We start from the raw sequence: 17,223 nt of genomic DNA on the forward strand, positions 1-17,223 counted from the left end.
CGCACGGAACGGCTGTCCCTGCTGCCGGGGCGGCCCGGTCAGCCTCAGCGGTGCTCGGGCAGGACTTCCCGGGCGAGGTCCGCAATACGGCGCTCGTTCGGGAAGGAAAGCTTGCGGGCGAGTTCGTGGATCGGCACCCAGGCGACGTCTACGGCCTCCTGGTCCGGATCGTTCTCGATGGTCAACTCGCCGCCGGTGGAGCGCAGGAGATAGTGGTGCACTGTCTTGTGGACGCGGTGTCCGCTGACCGTGAACCAGTAGTCAATGCTTCCAAGGGGCGCGAGGATGGTGCCTTCGATGCCCGTTTCCTCCGCGATTTCACGGACCGCGGCTTCCTCGTTGCTTTCCTTGCCCTCCGGGTGTCCCTTCGGCAGGCACCATTCGAGGCGTCCGCCGCGGTTGAGGCGGGCAATGATCGCGACCCGCAGTTCGGCGTCGGACGTGTCCACCACCACTCCGCCGGCCGAGATTTCCTCGACGGTGGGCAGCGAGGCCTGGCCCGGATGCTGGGCGGGCGCGACATTGGCGCCGATTGCCGATGGCAACGGCGCGTTTGTCCTCCTGCCGGGAGCGCTCGGTACGGGATGGGCCATGCAGTCCACTCTAACGACTCTTACCCGGACTTGATGACCTAAACATGACAGGAAAGTGGCCCGGCGGAAAACTGGATTGACGGCCGCCGCCCTCCCTGCCGCACGCGGCCGCGGATCGGAGGCGACTCCGGTGTGGTGCTGGCCGGGATTTCTGACAAGCTTAAGAGACTATGGCGCACGCACATCACCAGACTGACACCCACACCGTTGATTTCCACGTAGATCCGGTGGTCATTGAGCTCGGGCAGCGCTTCGTCGACGCCGGTTACGAGCTCTCCCTGGTGGGCGGGCCCGTGCGTGACCTCTTCCTGGGCCGCGTCTCACCGGATTTGGATTTCACCACGGATGCCACGCCGGACCAGACCGTGGCACTGATCAAAAAGTGGGCTGATAACTACTGGGAGATCGGGCGCGCCTTCGGCACCATCGGCATGCGCAAGGCCGGCTTCCAGATCGAGATCACCACGTACCGTGCCGAGGCCTACGATCCCGAGTCCCGCAAGCCCGTGGTCGCCTTCGGCTCGTCGCTCACTGACGACCTGCAGCGGCGGGACTTCACCATCAACGCCATGGCCCTCCGGCTGCCAGGATTGGAACTGGTGGACCCCTTCGGCGGCGTCCGAGACCTGCACGCCTCCACCCTGGCCACGCCCGGTTCACCCGAGGACTCCTTCTCGGACGACCCGCTGCGGATGATGCGGGCCGCACGCTTCGCCGCGCAGCTGGGCGTTTCGGTGCACCCGGACGTGCGCCAGGCCATGACGAAAATGGCCGAGCGCATCACTATCATTTCCGCGGAGCGCGTCCGCGACGAGCTGGTCAAACTCATTTGCGCCCCCCGGCCCCGGACCGGCGTGGACCTGCTGGTCGAGACGGGACTCGCCGAGTTCGTGCTGCCCGAGGTATCGGCCCTGCGGCTCGAATCCGACGAGCACCACCGGCACAAGGACGTCTACCAGCACTCGCTCCAGGTCCTGGAACAGGCGGCCGCGTTGGAATCGGACGCTGACGGCCCGGTGCCCGGGCCGGACTTTGTGCTCCGTTTCGCGGCCCTGATGCACGACGTCGGCAAGCCGGCCACCCGCCGTTTCGAACCGGGCGGCGCGGTGAGCTTCCGCCACCACGACATGGTCGGATCCAAACTGACGTCCAAGCGGATGAAGGCCCTCCGCTTCGACAATGACACCGTGAAGGCTGTGGCACGCCTTGTGGAACTGCACATGCGCTTCTACGGGTACGGCGACGCCGGCTGGAGCGACTCCGCGGTCCGCCGCTACGTCACCGACGCCGGGCCCCTGCTGGAGCGGCTGCACCGGCTCACCCGCTCGGACGTGACCACCCGCAACCAGCGCAAGGCCGAGCGGCTGGCCTTCGCCTACGACGACCTCGAGGCGCGCATCGCTGCCCTGCGCGAGCAGGAATCACTCGACGCCGTCCGCCCGGACCTCGACGGCGGCCGCATCATGGCGCTGCTGGGGCTCAAACCGGGGCCTGTTGTGGGCCGGGCCTACAAGTTCCTGCTCGAGGAACGCATGGAACACGGCCCGCTCGAGCCCGCCGAGGCCGAAGCCAGACTGCATGAATGGTGGGCGCAGCAGCCGGAAGCTGCCGCCGTCGACGTTTCCCCAACAGAGGAGTCCTAAGTGATTGCACCTTCCAACGGTCCCCGTCCCCAGCTCTGGATCCTCCGGCACGGCGAGACGGAATGGTCCAAGAGCGGGCAGTACACCGGACTCACCGACCTTCCGCTCACGGTTGAGGGCGAGCAGCAGGCAGTTGAGGCTCGAAAGGTGCTCGACGCCGTCGACTTTGACCTGGTCCTTACCTCTCCGTTGCGCCGGGCCCGGCGGACGGCGGAGCTGGCAGGGTTTCCGGACGCGCAGCTCGAGCCCCTGGCCGTCGAGTGGGACTACGGCGAGTACGAGGGCATCAGCTCGGATCTGATCCGCAAGGACAACCCCGATTACCTGATCTGGACGGACGGGGTGCCCAACGGGGAATCACTCGACGATGTCGCTGCCCGTGCGGACAAGATCGTGGCCCGGGTACTTGAGTCGGGCCTGGACAACGTTCTGATCGTGGCCCACGGCCATTTCTCCAGGATCCTGACGGCGCGGTGGCTGGGACTGGACGCCCATGAAGGCCGCCATTTTGTGCTCGGCACCGCAAAAGTGTGCACGCTTGGCTGGGATAAGAAGACGCCTGCCGTGGTCCGCTGGGGACTATAAACCCGGCGCAAAAAATATTTTGCGGAATATTTCCCATTTAAGTGGTCAAACTCCGCATTTGTAGTGTAATTTTATTTCTGACCCCAGAGCGGCTTGCCAGGGTCACGGCGCGCGTCGCCCGGCCAGTCAGCCGGAGCTACGGCAGATCAGAAAAGGAGGTTGGGAAATGAATATTTTGACTAGCGGACGGATGTACAACGTCACCGCGAACCCGGCCTCTGACGCTGCCGCGCGCCCGAAAACCGGACTGCCCGCCTAAACAATCCTCCCGCCGGCGTAACGCCGGCCCGGAATGATTGCCGGGTCCATCCCACGGGATGACCCGGCCGGCATGTCTGGCCCAGCGGACCCACGCGGTTGCGCAACACACCCCCCACAGCAGTAACCAGTGCAATACCCCATAGTTCGGAACCCAGCTTCTTGTTGGGGTGCGGCACGTAGCGGCAGGGGCCATTCTTCGCATTTGCGAAAACCACCGTATTAGTACCGGGCATTCCTATGCCTAAAACATACTGTTCTTCAACAAATTGAGGGCTTAATTGCTGTGCCCAATTACTTTTATTTCTCCAACCCAGAAAGGCCCACTGTGACCATCGCAGCGAAACCACATCCCGGCACCGCCCCACGCCGGAACGCGCAGAACGCCCAGGCTCCCCGAAAGGAGGTGACCACCATGATCCGAAAACTGAAAGACGTACTGATCTTCAACCCGCGGCCCGCGATCCGGGACAAATCGGAGTTCAACGCCCGGCTGCTCGAGCAGCGGCGCGAAGACATTTACCTCGCCATGCATCAGATGGGACTGCTCCGTTGATGCCGTGCCGTCCCATTCAGGCCGACGGCCGTCACGGTACCCGGCGAAGGAGGATCCGATGGTGACCATTGCACCTGATCCGCAAGGAGCCCACGCGGCTACGCGTGGGCTCCTCCCTTTTAACCTGCGACTTAACCTGCAACGCTGAGCTGCGCCGGGCCGGCTTGACGGCCACCGGCAGCGCCGGGACGCCGTCCCGGTCCTTCCCCGCACGGCCCGTCGGCCCCGGTAAGCTCGAGGCATGCAGGAGACAATGCCGCCGGAGAACCGCAAGCGGACCCGACTGGTAGTCCCAAGCCGCAGTGATCTACTGCTGCGGAACTTCACGGAACTCGTCGGCGGACCGCTCGGCCGGCGGACGGCTCCGGGGATTGTCTCCCCCGGACTCTTCACCGTCGAACGGGTCCTGGTGGTCCTCACCGTCCTGGCAGCCCTCGTGGCCCTGCTTCTTAAGGGGTACTGCCGCACCAAGGGCTGGGACTCCCCCGGCCAGTTCTACGCGACCTGCTACTCGGACTTCCCCGAATTGTTCAAGAACCGGGGCCTCGGCGACGGCGCCTTCCCCTTCGTCACGGCCGGAAGCTTCTTCGAATACCCGGTGCTGATGGGCTTTATTGCCGGGGCCACGGCGTTCCTGGTTCCCGGCGACGGCGTCAACCCCACCCGGGTCCTCGCGTACTTCGACCTCAACGCCACCCTGGTGGTTGCCGTCTGGATCGTCACCGTCCTGGCCACGGCGCGTACCGCCCGCCGCCGCTCCTGGGACGCGGCCATGGTGGCACTCGCCCCCGGCATCGTCCTCGCCGGCTTCATCAACTGGGATATGTGGGCCGTGGCGATGCTGGCCCTCGGCATGTACTTCTTCGCCCGGAACAAGCTGCTCCTCGCGGGCCTGTTCATCGGACTCGGCGCCGCGACCAAGCTCTACCCGCTGCTGATCCTCGGGGCCGTGCTGGTCCTCGCCCTGCGCACCGGCAAGGTCCGGGCCCTCCTCGTCACGGCGGGGGCGGCGGCGGCGACGTGGCTGGCCGTGAACATTCCGGCGGCGGCGGGCGACCCGGCCGGCTGGAAGTACTTCTACCAGTTCACCGAGACGAGGCCGGCGGGCTACAGCTCGCCCTGGTTCGCGTACAACCTGGTGGCGGGCCGGCTGGGCTGGAAACCACTGGAGGCCGAGGCCGTCAATGGACTGGCCCTCAATCTCTTCCTGGCCGCGTGCGTGCTGATCGCCGTCCTGGCCCTCGCGGCGCCGCGCCGGCCCCGGCTGGCGCAGCTGGTGTTCCTGATCGTGGCCGCCTTTATCCTTACCAACAAGGTGTATTCGCCACAGTTCGTGATCTGGCTGATTCCGCTGCTGGCCCTGGCGCGGCCCAGATGGCGGGGCTTTCTGGTCTGGCAGGCCATTGAGGGCCTGCACTGGGCAGCCATCTGGATGTATCTGGGGCAGGTCACCAGCGGCGGCCCCACCCAGCACAACATCGACATGCCGTACTACGTCCTCGCCGTGCTGGCGCACATGCTCGCCACCGGCTACTTGATGGCGCGCATTATCTGGGAGATCTGGGACCCGGCCTACGACGTCGTGCGCCGCGGCGGCGCCGACGACCCGCACGGCGGCCCGTTCGACGGCGCCAGCGACTGGTTTGCGGTGAATCTCCGGCGGCCGGCCGCGTCGGTGCTGCCCTGGCGGCGTGCCCGCACGGACGCCTGATTCCGGTGCCTGACGTCGCCGTCGTCGGTTCCGGACCCAACGGGCTCGCGGCCGCCGTGACTCTGGCCCGCGCCGGACTGGCGGTGCGCGTCTACGAGGCGGCAGCCAGCCCCGGCGGCGGCCTCCGGACTACGGAACTGATCGAACCCGGCCACCTTCACGACGTGTGCTCGGCTGTGCACCCGATGGCCCTGGCATCGCCGTTCTTCCGGAACTTCGAACTGGCGGACCGGGTCAGGTTCGAAGTGCCGGAACTCTCGCACGCGGCTCCGCTCGACGGCGGCCGGGCGGCCCTCGGCTACCGCTCGCTGGAGCGGACCGTCGCCGGCCTGGGACGCGATGGCGGCGCCTACCGGCGGCTGATGACGCCCCTGCTGGCCAGGCTGGAGGGCGTCCTGGACCTGACCCTGAACCAGCTGCTCCGGCTGCCACGCCACCCGGCCGCGGCCGGGGTCTTCGCGTTGCGGGCCCTGGAGCAGGGTTCGCGCCTGTGGGATGTCAGATTCCGGGACGATCTCGCTCCGGCCCTCCTCACCGGGGTTGCGGCCCACGCCGTGGCGCCGTTGCCTTCACTGTCTGCCGCCGGCGCAGGGCTGATGTTGGGTGCGCTGGGCCACGCCGGCGGCTGGCCCATCCCGGTAGGCGGTTCGGCCGCGATCGCACGCGCGATGGTGGCGGACATCGAGGCGCACGGCGGAGTGGTGGAAACCGGCACCAGCATCGGATCCCTTGCTGAGCTTCCTCCTGTCCGGGCCACCCTGCTGGACGTGGCACCTCCCGGACTCCTGCAGATCGCCGGGGACCGGCTCCCGGGCGCCTACCGCCGGGCGCTCGAAGGGTTCCGCTTCGGCAACGCCGCCTGCAAGGTCGATTTCATCCTGTCCGGCCCCGCCCCGTGGGCCGCCCCGGAACTCGCCGATGCAGGGACGGTCCACGTCGGCGGGACCCGCGCTGAAACCGCCGAGGCCGAACACGCCGTGGCGGCCGGGCGCCACCCTGACCGGCCATATGTCCTGGTCTCCCAGCCGTCCCGCTTCGATGCCGGCCGCGCCCCCGCCGGCCGGCACGTCCTGTGGACCTACTGCCACGTCCCGGCCGGGTCCACGATCGACATGGGCGGCGCCGTCGTGGCCCAGCTTGAGCGCTTCGCGCCCGGCTTCCGCGACCTTATTGTCGGGATGCGGGTGACCACCGCGGCGGAACTCGGCACCTACAACGCGAACTACGTCGGCGGGGATTTCAGCGCCGGCGCCATGAGCCTGCGCGGCCTGCTCCGGCGGCCGGTCCTCAGCCCGGTGCCGTGGCGGACCCCGGTGCCGGGACTGTACCTCTGTTCCTCGTCGACGCCTCCGGGGCCCGGGGTGACCGGAATGCCAGGTTTCCATGCGGCCCGGCACGCGTTGAAGGACGTCTTCGGCCTGGCAGTCCCCGAGCTGGGTCACTAGGCAGGGGCGGCTCCGCCAGGCGGGAGCGGCGCCGCTACGCGGGCACGGGGAGTTCCGCCGCCGAGAGCCGGCCGTCCCGCATCGTGGCCACGGCATCCGTGTAAGCCACCATCCCGGTGTCGTGCGTGACCATCAGGGTCCCCACCGCAAACTCGTCCGTGACCTCGCGCAGCAGCCGGACAATCCCGGCGCTGCGGTTGTGGTCCAGCGCCGCCGTCGGCTCGTCGACCAGCAGCACCGCCGGGCTGGCCATCAGTGCCCGGGCGATGTTGACCCGCTGGCGCTGGCCGCCGGAGAGCTGGTGCGGGCGCTTGTCCAGGGCCCCGCCAAGGCCCACGCGCTCCAGCAGGCCGGCAGCCCTGGTCATTGCCCCGCGGAGAGATTCACTCCGCAGGTGCGCGGTGATGACCAGCTGCTCGACGGCGGTGAGGGACGGCAGGAGATTCGGCTGCTGGAAGATGATGCCGATATGGTCCCGGCGCAGGGCGGTCCGCCCGGCATCGGTGAGGGCTCCGGCGTCGTTCCCTGCCACCATAACTGTTCCGGCAGTCGGGCGGACCAGGGTGGCGGCCACGGCCAGCAGTGACGACTTTCCCGAGCCGGATGGTCCAACGAGGGACCTAAATTCGCCGCGTCCAACGTCAAGACTGACGTTGTCGAGGGCCCGCAGGACGGTGTCCCCGTCGGGGTATTCGAGGGTGACGTTGGTGAGTTGCAGGGCGGATTCCATAGATATGCCTTTCAGGGAATGTTTTACGGGTTTGGTCTGGTAGACGAGGTGTCAGTTGCCGCCGAGCGCCAGCAGGGGGTCAACGCGGGTAACGCCCCGCACCGCCAGCGCCGCGCCGGCCAGCCCCAGGACCACGATCCCGGCGATCGGCAGCAGCGTGGTCTGCACAGTGGTCAGGAACGGGGCGGCCCCGGCGGCAAAAAGGCCCCCCACCACGCCCGCCGCACCACCCGTGGCGGCGCCGGCCACCAGCACCACCGCGGCCTGCACCATGGCGTCTTTGAGCACGTAGCCCGCGGACCCTCCCATGGCCTTGAGGACCGCGATGTCCCGGGTACGCTGCACGGTCCAGACGGTCAGGAATGCTGCGATCACGAGAGCGGAGATGCCATACAGGAACGCCTGCATCAGCATGAGTGAACCGCTCTCGCTGCGGTAGGAGCCAAGGGCCTGGAAGGAGCCTTCCCGGCTGGCGCTGACGGTGCCGGCCGCCCGGTTGGCCGCGGCCACGTCAACACTCGCGCCCCGGTCGAAGCTGACCGCGATCACGGTGCCCACTGTGTCCTTTCCGGCAAGATGGGCCACCTTCCGCCAGTCCGTCAACGCGGTCCAGATGACGCCCGTGTGGGAGTACCACTGGTCCGGGACAACGGCAGCGACGGCCAGTTCCGTGCCGCCCACGGCGACCCTGCTGCCGGCTGACAGATCCAGGTCCCTGGCCAGCCCGGACCCGATCACCACCGTGCCGTCGGCCACAGGTACCGGGGCCAGGCTGCTTCCGGCTCCGGTGCCAAACACGGCGACGTTGGCCGTTCCTGCAGGCACGCCTCCGGCGCCAAGGGCCTGCAGCCGACCCTGGCTGATGCCCAGGGCTTCCGCGCTGCTGACGCCGTCCCGTCCGGCCCAACCGGCTACCTGCGCCCCGGTGACTTCGGATTCGGTATAGGAGGACTGGGGTGTGCTGCCGGCGGGGGCCCCGAACGCGATCTGGTCCGCCGGCAGGCCGGCAATGGCGGAGGTCGACTGGTTGCCAAGTCCGGCCGTGAGCCCCGAGAGCATCACCAGCAGCAGGGTGATGAGGGCGACCACGCCGCCCATCAGCGCGAAGCGGCCTTTGGCGAAGCGGATGTCGCGGAGAGCGAGAAACATTGGAGTCCTTCTGTGGTGGTGGAGTCTTCCTTTCCACTCTCGCCGCCCGGGCGGACCGTGCCATCGGGCCTCCGGATGGTCCCGCGCGGCGGTTCGGTTGGTCCCAGGATCAACCGATTGGTTGATCCTGCCCCGGCAACGGCCTGCAGCGGCCCGCGGTGGGCAGCCCGGCGCTAGGCTGAACGCATGGACGGCGGACGCAGCACGGTGACGGGGGAACCCGCCGGCGCGGCCGTCATCCTGCGGGTCCTGCGGGTCAGCCTGCACGTGGGATTTGCCGTATTGCTGCTGGTTGCGCTCGGCCGGCTGCTGGCCGCAGGAGTCCGCGGATCCGGCTGGATCAGCCTGGCGCTGGTCCTTGCCCTGGCGGGCGTCTACCTGGCCGGCACCGTGCTGGAGAAGCGCCACTCCGTCCGCCCCGACCGTTTCGATCCGCGGCCGTATTCGGCCTGGTGGCTCGGCGCGGTGTGCCTGCTATGGCTGCTGCTCGTCTGGGGCAGCGCCGATTTCGCCTGGCTGGCCTTTCCGCTGTTCTTCCTGCAGCTCCACGTGCTGCCCCGATGCCCCGCCCTGGCCGCCATTGCGGCCAGCACGGTGCTGGTGGTCGCAGCGCTGTGGTTCCACAACGGCGGCCCGGCCGGCGTCGCCCTGCAACTTCCGATGGTGCTGGGGCCGGCTTTCGGCGCGGCCTTCGCGGTGGTGACCGGCCTGGCCTACCGTGCCCTGTTCGTTGAGGCAGAAAACCAGCGCCGGGCCGCTGCCGAGCTCCGGCGGACCCGTGCCGAGCTCGCCCGCAGCCAGCATGAGGCCGGAACACTGGCGGAGCGGACCCGGCTGGCCCGCGAAATCCACGACACCCTGGCCCAGGGCTTCTCCAGCATCGTGCTGACCGGACGTTCCGCCGAGCAAGCACTGGATGCCGGGGACACCGACGCGATCCGGAGCCGGCTCAGGACCATCCAGGAGACAGCAGCCACCAACCTGGCTGAGGCCCGTAACTTCGTCCGCGGCCTGCAGTCCCCCGAACTCGAGCAAAGCTCACTCGTGAACAGCCTGCATCGGCTCTGCGCCTCGACCGAAACGGAGGCCGCCGCCCGCGGCACGGTGCTGCGCTGCCGGCTCGAAGTGGAGGGGACTCCGGCGGAACTTCCCAACCCGTACCGCACCACCTTGCTGCGTGCCGCGCAGGCCAGCCTCGCCAATGTGGCGGCCCACGCCCGCGCACGCAGCGCCGTTGTGACGCTGTCCTTCCTCGGTTCCGAAGTGGCCATGGACATTTTCGACGACGGCGCCGGATTCGACCCGGCGGCCGCCTGCCAGGACCGGGCCGACGGATCCGGCTACGGGCTCAGGTCCCTGCGGGACCGCGTCGCCGCGCTGCAGGGCACCCTTGACCTTGAATCCGCCCCGGGCGAAGGGACCGTGGTGGCCATCCGGCTGCCCCTGGGAGCGGACGCAGGATGACCGCGATCCGCGTCCTCCTCGTTGACGACCACCCTGTAGTCCGTGCCGGCCTGCGCGCAATGCTGGCCGATTTTGACGGAATCACCGTCGCCGCCGAAGCGGCCGACGGCGCCGCCGCACTGGCCGCGGTGGCGCGGCTGCACGCCCTCGGTGACCCGGTCGACGTCGTCCTGATGGACCTGCAAATGGGCGCCGGTATGGACGGCGTCACCGCCACGGGCCGGATCAAGGCCGGAGAGGCCGGAACACCGGCACCTCCCGTCCTCATCCTCACGACGTTCGACTCGGACGCCGACATCCTCGCCGCGGTGGAGGCGGGGGCGAGCGGGTACATGCTCAAAGACGCGCCCCCGGAGCAAATCAGGCAGGCCGTGATGGCTGCCGCGGCGGGCCAGACGGCGCTGGCTCCGGAAGTGGCAGCGCGGCTGCTCGGCAGGATCCGCAATCCCGAACCGGCGCTGACCTCCCGGGAGATCCAGTTGCTCGAACTGCTCGCCACCGGGCTGGGGAACCGGGCCATCGCCAGGCAGCTGTTCATCTCCGAGGCCACGGTGAAGACCCATCTGGTGCACATTTACGGGAAACTCGGGGTGGATAACCGGACGGCGGCCATCGCCGTGGCGGCGCAGCGGCGCATCATCCGGCGGAGCTAGCCGCCCCCGGTGACCGTGTGACGCGGGAGGTGTCCGCAGCTCGGGGCATAATGTCGCAATGGGGAAAATTCAGAAGCTCTCGCTTGCTCTCGTTGGTCTGGTTCTCGGTAGCACGCTGGTCGCGTGCGACGACGGCCGGTCCGGTGCGCAGGATGCGGCGAAGCAGCTCGCGTCGGCCGTGGCCGCGCTCGACGTCGGCACCGTGTCCTTTGACGGCAAGGACTCCGCCGCCGCGAACGATCGGGTCAAGGCCGTTTTCAAGGCCCTCGACCCGGTGAAACCCGCCGTCGCGGCAGGTGAGCTGAAGCTCGACAAGGACACCGCGACGGTGCCGCTGGACTACAGCTGGAAGCTCGGCGCCGGCGAGTGGAAATACACCGTGACCGCGCAGCTGAAGAAGGCCGACGGCACGTGGAAGACCGTCTGGAGCCCTGAACTGCTGGTGCCCGGCCTCGCCGACACCGAGGTCGTGGGCAGCTCCAGCGAGTCCCCGCAGCGGGCCGACATCCTCGGCGCCGGCGGAACCAAACTGGTCACCTACCGGCCCGTGGTCCACGTCGGAATCGACAAGCAGCAGCTGGACTCCGCGGATCCCGCCGCCGCCGCGGGCAAACTGGCACGGCTGGTGGGCGTTGACCCGGCCGCCTACACCAAGCAGGTCGCGGCCGCCGGACCCCAGGCTTTCGTCGCCGCGATCACCCTGCGGCAGGAGGGCCGGACCGTCACCGACGAGCAGATTGCCGCCATCCCTGGTGCGCGCGCGATCGCGGACTCCCTTCCCCTGGCTCCCAGCCGCACGTTTGCCCGCGCCGTGCTCGGCACCGTTGGTGAAGCCAGCGCCGAACAGATCGAAAAGTCCGGCGGCACACTCCACAGCGGCGACACCACCGGTACCGGCGGGCTCCAGCAGCAGTACGACGCGCAACTGCGTGGAACCAGCGGCACCCAGGTATTCGCCCAGACCGAGGGCCTCACTGCCGAGCAGCGTCAGGGGCTGGCCAACGGCGGCCGTCGCGTCCTGTTCCAGGAACCGATGAAACCCGGAACCGCGCTGAAGACCACCCTGAACACGCGGCTGCAGCAACTGGCCGAGGACACCCTGGCCGACGTCGGTCCGGCGTCCGCCATCGTGGCCATCAAGCCCTCCACCGGCGCGGTCCTGGCCGCAGCTTCCGGCCCCGGCAGCAACGGGTACGACACCGCTCTGCTGGGCCAGTACGCCCCGGGATCCATCTTCAAAATGGTGGACTCGCTGGCCATGTTCCGGAACGGCATGACCCCCGATGACAAGGTGGACTGCCCCCCCACCCTCACGGTGGACGGCCGGACCTTTAAGAATGCCGAGGGCTACCCTGCGACGTCCCTCGGATCAGTGACGTTGCGGGACGCCTTCGCGCATTCCTGCAACACCGCGTTCATCAACGCCCGGGGCAAGGTCAGCCAGGCGCAGCTGGAGTCCGCCGCGACGTCCCTCGGCGTTGCCGTCGAGGCGCCGTCCCTGGGCGCCGCGGCCTTCCTTGGCTCGGTCCCGGGCGAGGCTGAAGGCACCGAGCACGCGGCCTCCATGATCGGCCAGGGCAAGGTGCTGCTCTCACCGCTAGCCGCCGCCGTGATGGCCGGCTCGGTCGCCAAGGGTGCTCCCGTGTCACCGCAGCTGGTCCTGAACCCGAACGCCGCACCCGCAGGCGGCGCCACGCCGTCGGCCGGTCCGACGGCGGCGCCGTCCACGTCCGCCCCCGCGCCCGCGAAGGCGGCCGGGAAACCCATCACGGCCGCGGAAGCCGCGTCCCTCGCTGACATGATGCGCGCCGTGGTGACCTCGGGCCACGCCGGCTTCCTCGCCGACGTTCCGGGGGCCCCGGTGGGCGCCAAGACCGGCACCGCCGAATTCGGCAAGGACAACCCGCCCAAGACCCACGCCTGGATTGTGGCTGTCCATGGGGACCTCGCCGTCGCCGTGTTTGTCGAGGACGGCGGCCTCGGCGCAACCACCTCCGGCCCGCTGCTCAAGGACTTCCTTACTGCGGCCGCCGGCTAGCCGCCCCCGGGCCACCGGAAGACCCAGCCGTGGGAGGATTACTGCGTGGCTCATATTGACGTATCCGGCATCGACTACTTCCTCTCCGACGGCACCCAGCTGCTCAATGGCGTGACGTTCAAGGTCCCGGACGGCAGCAAAACAGCGCTGATCGGACCCAACGGAACCGGCAAGACCACCCTCTTCCGGATCATCTCCGGTGACCTCGTCCCGGACGAAGGCGTGATCGGCCGGTCCGGGAACATGGGGATCATGCGCCAGTTCGTCGGCCAGGTCCGGGACGACTCCACGGTCCGGGACCTGCTGGTGTCCGCCGCGCCGCCCGCCCTGGCTGCCGCCGCGCGCGCCGTCGACGAAGCCGAACTGGCCATGATCGAGCACGACGACGAACCGACCCAGATGAAGTACGCCCAGGCGATCGTCGACTGGGGCGACGCCGGCGGCTACGACGTCGAGACCGTATGGGACGAAGTCTGCATGGCGGCACTTGGCCTGCCGTTTGACCGCGCGCAGCACCGGCCGGCGTCGAGCCTGTCCGGTGGCGAACAGAAACGGCTGGTCCTCGAAGCCCTGTTCGCGGGACCGGACGAGCTGCTGCTGCTCGACGAGCCGGACAACTACCTCGACGTGCCGGGCAAGCGCTGGCTCGAGGCAAAGCTGAACGAGTCCAAGAAGACCGTGTTCTTCATCAGCCACGACCGCGAGCTGCTCAACAACGCCGCGGGCCGCATCGTGACGCTGGAACCCGGCATCAACGGTGCCGGCGCGTGGATCCACGGCGGCGGCTTCGGCTCTTACGTTGAGGCCCGCGCCGACCGCAATGCCCGTTTCGAGGAACTCCGCAAGCGCTGGGACGAGGAGCACGTCAAGCTCAAGGAACTCGTCAACATGTACAAGAACAAGGCGGCGTTCCGCTCCGACATGGCCAACCGGTACCACGCGGCACAGACCCGGCTGGCGAAGTTCCTGGAGGCGGGTCCGCCGGAAGCGCTGCCGATCGAACAAAACGTAAAGATGCGGCTCAAAGGCGGGCGCACGGCCAAGCGCGCCATCGTGGCCGAGAAGCTCGAGCTCACCGGACTGATGAAACCGTTCTCCACCGAAGTCTGGTTCGGCGACCGGGTGGGCGTCCTCGGTTCCAACGGCTCCGGCAAGAGCCACTTCCTTCGGCTGCTGGCCACCGGCGGCACGGATCCGGAACGTGAGCACCTCCCCGTATCCGACGTCGAAATCGCCGAGGTCCCGCACGAGGGAACGGTGAAGCTCGGCGCCCGGATCCGGCCCGGATTCTTTGCCCAGACACACGTCCGTCCCGACCTGCTCGGCAAGACCCTGCTGGAAATCCTGCACCGCGGCGACGAACACCGCTCCGGGATGGCGCGCGAGGCGGCCGCCGGCGCCCTGGACGGCTACGGCCTGGCCTCGCAGTCGGAGCAGAAGTACGAGTCGCTCTCCGGCGGCCAGCAGGCCCGGTTCCAGATCCTGCTGCTGCAGCTCTCCGGCGCCACCCTGCTGCTCCTCGACGAGCCCACGGACAACCTGGACCTGCACTCGGCCGAGGCGCTTGAACGCGCCATCGACCACTTCGAGGGCACGGTCCTGGCCGTCACCCACGACCGCTGGTTCGCCCGGACCTTCGACCGGTTCCTCGTGTTCGGCTCCGACGGCCGGGTCTACGAATCCGGTGAACCCGTCTGGGACGAAAAACGCGTCGAACGCGCCCGCTAATCCGCCCGCACACCCGTAGATGATCAAACTTTTGATTAATTGATCATCCAGACCTATCGTTTAAGCATGAGTACCGAGGAGCGTCACCGCAGGATCGGTGAACTGCTGCGCCAGCGGGAGCACATGAGCGTGGAAGAGCTCACCGCCGAATGCGGCGCCTCGGGTGCCACTATCCGCCGCGACCTTGACGTCCTGGCCCTCCGGGGGGTCCTGCGCCGCGTCCACGGTGGCGCCCGGAGCCTGGTGTCCCGCGGCGAGAACCCCGAGTACGGCCAGCGTGAACTCGAGGACCACGACGCCAAGATGCGCATCGCCGCCGGCGTGGCAGCCCTGCTCAAAGACCGCGGACACGTCTGGCTGGACAGCGGCACCACAGCCACCGAAGTGGCACGCCGGCTGCAGGGCCGGGACATCACAGTCATGCCGATGTCGCTGCAGGCCGTCAACGCCCTGACCGGAACGGCCCCCGGCCCGCGGCCAGAACTGCTGCTGCCCGGCGGAAGCCTCACCCCCGGCGAACTGTCCTTCCGCGGCCCCATGGCCGAATCCAACATCCGCGCCCTCCGGTTCGACACCGCCGTCGTGACACCGTGTGCGCTGAACCTCCGCGACGGCCTCCTGGCCCACGACCTCGAGGACGCAGCCGTTAAACGCGCCGGCCTCGAGTCAGCCGCACGCGTGATTGCCGCGTGCTCGGATGCCAAGTGGAACGCCAGCGCCGTCGCGCTGGTCGCTGCGCTCGACGCCGTCGACATTCTGGTGACAGACAAGAACCTGGGCCCGGCCGAACGTGCTGAGCTCGCCCGACACTCGGTGGAAGCAGTGATCGTATGACAAGCACAACAACCGCCCCGCAGGTCAAAGCCGCGGCCGCGGCGACGTTCCTGATCTTCGGCATCAACGGGCTGGTCTTCGCCAGCTGGGCCGCCCGCATCCCGGCGGTCACCGAAATCCTGCAACTCAGCTCCGGGCAGATGGGCAGCCTGCTGCTGTGCGTTGCCGTAGGCTCGCTGATCGCCCTGCCGACGGCGGGATGGGTGGTGGGCCGGCTGGGAACGGGCAACACCGTCCGCGCGGCCGGTCTGCTGGCGGCCGCCGGCGGCGTCGGCATCGCCCTGTCCCTCAACGCCGGCTCCGTGGCCGGAACGGCTGTTTCCCTGTTCTTCTTCGGCATCGGCATCGGCCTCTGGGACGTCTCCCAGAACATTGAAGGGGCCGACGTCGAACACCGGCTGGGCCGGACGATTATGCCGCAGTTCCACGCGGCCTTCAGCGGCGGCGCCTTCGTGGGCGCGCTGGCCGGGGCCGGCCTGTCCGAACTCGGCGTCGGACTGCCTACCCACCTGCTGGTCATCGCCCTCGTGGTGGCCGTCGCCGCCCAGATGGCTCCCCGCTACTTCCTGCCGCACACGACGCCGGACGCCCCCGCCGCAGGTGAGGCTCCGCAGCCGCGGGCTGCCGCCTGGCGGGACGGCCGGACCCTGCTGATCGGCGTCGTCGTCCTGGGCGCAACCCTGACCGAGGGTGCCGGGAACGACTGGATCGCCAAGGCCTCCGTGGACGGACTCGGCGCCGAACAGTCGAGCGGTGCCCTGCTGTTTGCGGTCTTTGTTCTGGCGATGACGGCCATGCGCTTTTTTGGCGGACGGGCGATCGACGCCTACGGCCGGGTGGCCGTGCTGCGGGCCAGCATGGCGGCCGCTGCGGCCGGGCTGGGACTCTTTGTCCTCGCCGGTAACATCTGGCTGGCGGCAGCCGGTGCAGCGCTTTGGGGAATGGGGGCCGCGCTGGCTTTCCCGATGGGTATGTCCGCGGCGGCCGACGATCCACGCCACGCGGCGGCGCGGGTCTCTGTCGTGTCAACGCTGGGGTACGTGGCGTTCCTGGCCGGGCCACCGCTGCTGGGCTACCTCGGAGACCTGACCGGAATCCGGCTGGCGCTGCTGGTTATCGGTGTGCCGATTCTGGTTGCCCTGCTGCTCGCCGGCGCCGCGCGGCCCGTGCGCGCCAGCTAAGGAGCCGCCGCGCGTCGCCGTTCTCCCGGATACAGGAGCGCTGGAATCCCAGCCAGAGCAGCAGCACCACCGGGGCTGCCAGGCAGACAGCGCCAACGGTGTCCGTCAGCCAGTGGGCCGACAGGTAGGTACGGCTGACCATCATGGCCATGGTGCCGGCAGACGCCAGCAGCCATACCCACGCTTTGGCCATCAGCAGTGCCAGCACCAGGACGAAGGCGGTGGTGGTGGCGACGTGACCGGAGGGGAACGACCCCGTGTCGGTGAGGACCACGGTGTTCTGCGGCCGTTCGCGCAGCACGCCAGCCTTGATGACCTGGGTGAGGATCAGGACCGCCACTCCGGCGGCGGCGCTGAAAACCGCCGTCTGCGGCCGGCGCCGGATCAGGAGAGCCAGCACCAAAAGTCCGTGCACGACCAGGACCCCGCGGTAGCCGGCGACGTTGAGGACGGCGTTGATGGCGTCCCAGAAGGGGCTGCGCAGGCCGGTGATAAACCCCGCCCACCCCCGGTCCAGGCCCTGGAACGGCGGGTTGGCGACGTTGGCCAGCAACAACCCGCCCAGCACCGCGGCGACGGTGAGCATAACGGTACTAACCGCCAGGACGCGGCCTGCAGCCAATGGCCGGGGATCCAGCACTCGGGTCATCGCCTC

At 68.7% G+C, this 17,223-nt stretch carries 15 protein-coding genes; 11 read left to right on the top strand and 4 right to left on the bottom strand.

The features are described 5' to 3' along the window. Nucleotides 1-44 precede the first annotated feature (44 nt). The gene (locus AC1DBE_RS12435) at nt 45-593 is read right to left on the bottom strand and encodes an NUDIX hydrolase (protein ID WP_476879324.1); all 549 of its coding nucleotides are present in this window, start codon (nt 591-593) and stop codon (nt 45-47) included. Nucleotides 594-763: 170 nt separating this feature from the next. Between AC1DBE_RS12435 and AC1DBE_RS12440 the strand changes: the two genes are divergently transcribed. From AC1DBE_RS12440 to AC1DBE_RS12460, 5 genes are all read left to right on the top strand, one after another. Further along, a complete protein-coding gene (locus tag AC1DBE_RS12440; RefSeq protein WP_476970724.1) occupies nt 764-2,236 on the top strand; it encodes a CCA tRNA nucleotidyltransferase in 1,473 nt (490 codons plus the stop codon). After that, nucleotides 2,237-2,821, top strand: a complete 585-nt coding sequence (locus AC1DBE_RS12445) for a histidine phosphatase family protein (RefSeq protein WP_476903712.1) — start codon at nt 2,237-2,239, stop codon at nt 2,819-2,821. It abuts the gene before it with no gap. A 673-nt stretch (nt 2,822-3,494) separates the two neighbouring features. Further along, nucleotides 3,495-3,635 (top strand): hypothetical protein, encoded by a 141-nt coding sequence (locus AC1DBE_RS12450; RefSeq protein ID WP_476879481.1) that lies wholly within the window; start codon nt 3,495-3,497, stop codon nt 3,633-3,635. Between the two features lie 241 nt (nt 3,636-3,876). Further along, a complete protein-coding gene (locus AC1DBE_RS12455) occupies nt 3,877-5,346 on the top strand; it encodes a glycosyltransferase family 87 protein (protein WP_476970725.1) in 1,470 nt (489 codons plus the stop codon). A 5-nt stretch (nt 5,347-5,351) separates the two neighbouring features. Next, nucleotides 5,352-6,791, top strand: coding sequence for a phytoene desaturase family protein (locus AC1DBE_RS12460; RefSeq protein WP_476879479.1), 1,440 nt, complete (start codon nt 5,352-5,354; stop codon nt 6,789-6,791). A gap of 34 nt (nt 6,792-6,825) precedes the next feature. Here the strand turns inward: AC1DBE_RS12460 and AC1DBE_RS12465 are convergent, their stop codons facing one another. Both AC1DBE_RS12465 and AC1DBE_RS12470 read right to left on the bottom strand, forming a co-directional pair. Next, nucleotides 6,826-7,521: an ABC transporter ATP-binding protein gene (locus tag AC1DBE_RS12465; RefSeq protein ID WP_476879478.1), complete on the bottom strand. Its 696-nt coding sequence runs from the start codon at nt 7,519-7,521 to the stop codon at nt 6,826-6,828. Nucleotides 7,522-7,572: 51 nt separating this feature from the next. Then, nucleotides 7,573-8,670 (bottom strand): FtsX-like permease family protein, encoded by a 1,098-nt coding sequence (locus AC1DBE_RS12470; protein WP_476970726.1) that lies wholly within the window; start codon nt 8,668-8,670, stop codon nt 7,573-7,575. A gap of 186 nt (nt 8,671-8,856) precedes the next feature. Between AC1DBE_RS12470 and AC1DBE_RS12475 the strand changes: the two genes are divergently transcribed. The 6 genes from AC1DBE_RS12475 to AC1DBE_RS12500 all read left to right on the top strand — a co-directional run bounded on the left by AC1DBE_RS12475 (nt 8,857) and on the right by AC1DBE_RS12500 (nt 16,568). Further along, complete coding sequence (locus tag AC1DBE_RS12475) at nt 8,857-10,134, top strand: sensor histidine kinase (RefSeq protein ID WP_476879476.1); 1,278 nt, start codon at nt 8,857-8,859, stop codon at nt 10,132-10,134. Beyond that, nucleotides 10,131-10,787: a response regulator gene (locus AC1DBE_RS12480; RefSeq protein ID WP_476970727.1), complete on the top strand. Its 657-nt coding sequence runs from the start codon at nt 10,131-10,133 to the stop codon at nt 10,785-10,787. The genes AC1DBE_RS12475 and AC1DBE_RS12480 overlap by 4 nt, the downstream gene beginning before the upstream one ends. Before the next feature lie 58 nt (nt 10,788-10,845). After that, entirely contained in the window at nt 10,846-12,825 is a 1,980-nt protein-coding gene (locus AC1DBE_RS12485) for a penicillin-binding transpeptidase domain-containing protein (RefSeq protein ID WP_476970728.1), read from the top strand. 45 nt (nt 12,826-12,870) lie between these two features. After that, a complete protein-coding gene (locus AC1DBE_RS12490) occupies nt 12,871-14,553 on the top strand; it encodes an ABC-F family ATP-binding cassette domain-containing protein (protein ID WP_476903710.1) in 1,683 nt (560 codons plus the stop codon). Between the two features lie 66 nt (nt 14,554-14,619). Then, the gene (locus tag AC1DBE_RS12495) at nt 14,620-15,387 is read left to right on the top strand and encodes a DeoR/GlpR family DNA-binding transcription regulator (protein ID WP_476878948.1); all 768 of its coding nucleotides are present in this window, start codon (nt 14,620-14,622) and stop codon (nt 15,385-15,387) included. Next, on the top strand, nt 15,384-16,568 hold the full coding sequence (locus AC1DBE_RS12500) for an MFS transporter (protein WP_476903709.1): 1,185 nt from the start codon (nt 15,384-15,386) through the stop codon (nt 16,566-16,568). The genes AC1DBE_RS12495 and AC1DBE_RS12500 overlap by 4 nt, the downstream gene beginning before the upstream one ends. Here the strand turns inward: AC1DBE_RS12500 and AC1DBE_RS12505 are convergent. Beyond that, the gene (locus AC1DBE_RS12505; protein WP_476878946.1) at nt 16,501-17,217 is read right to left on the bottom strand and encodes a phosphatase PAP2 family protein; all 717 of its coding nucleotides are present in this window, start codon (nt 17,215-17,217) and stop codon (nt 16,501-16,503) included. The genes AC1DBE_RS12500 and AC1DBE_RS12505 overlap by 68 nt on opposite strands. Nucleotides 17,218-17,223 lie beyond the last annotated feature (6 nt).

This window comes from Arthrobacter sp. 10T416 (genome assembly GCF_056394165.1).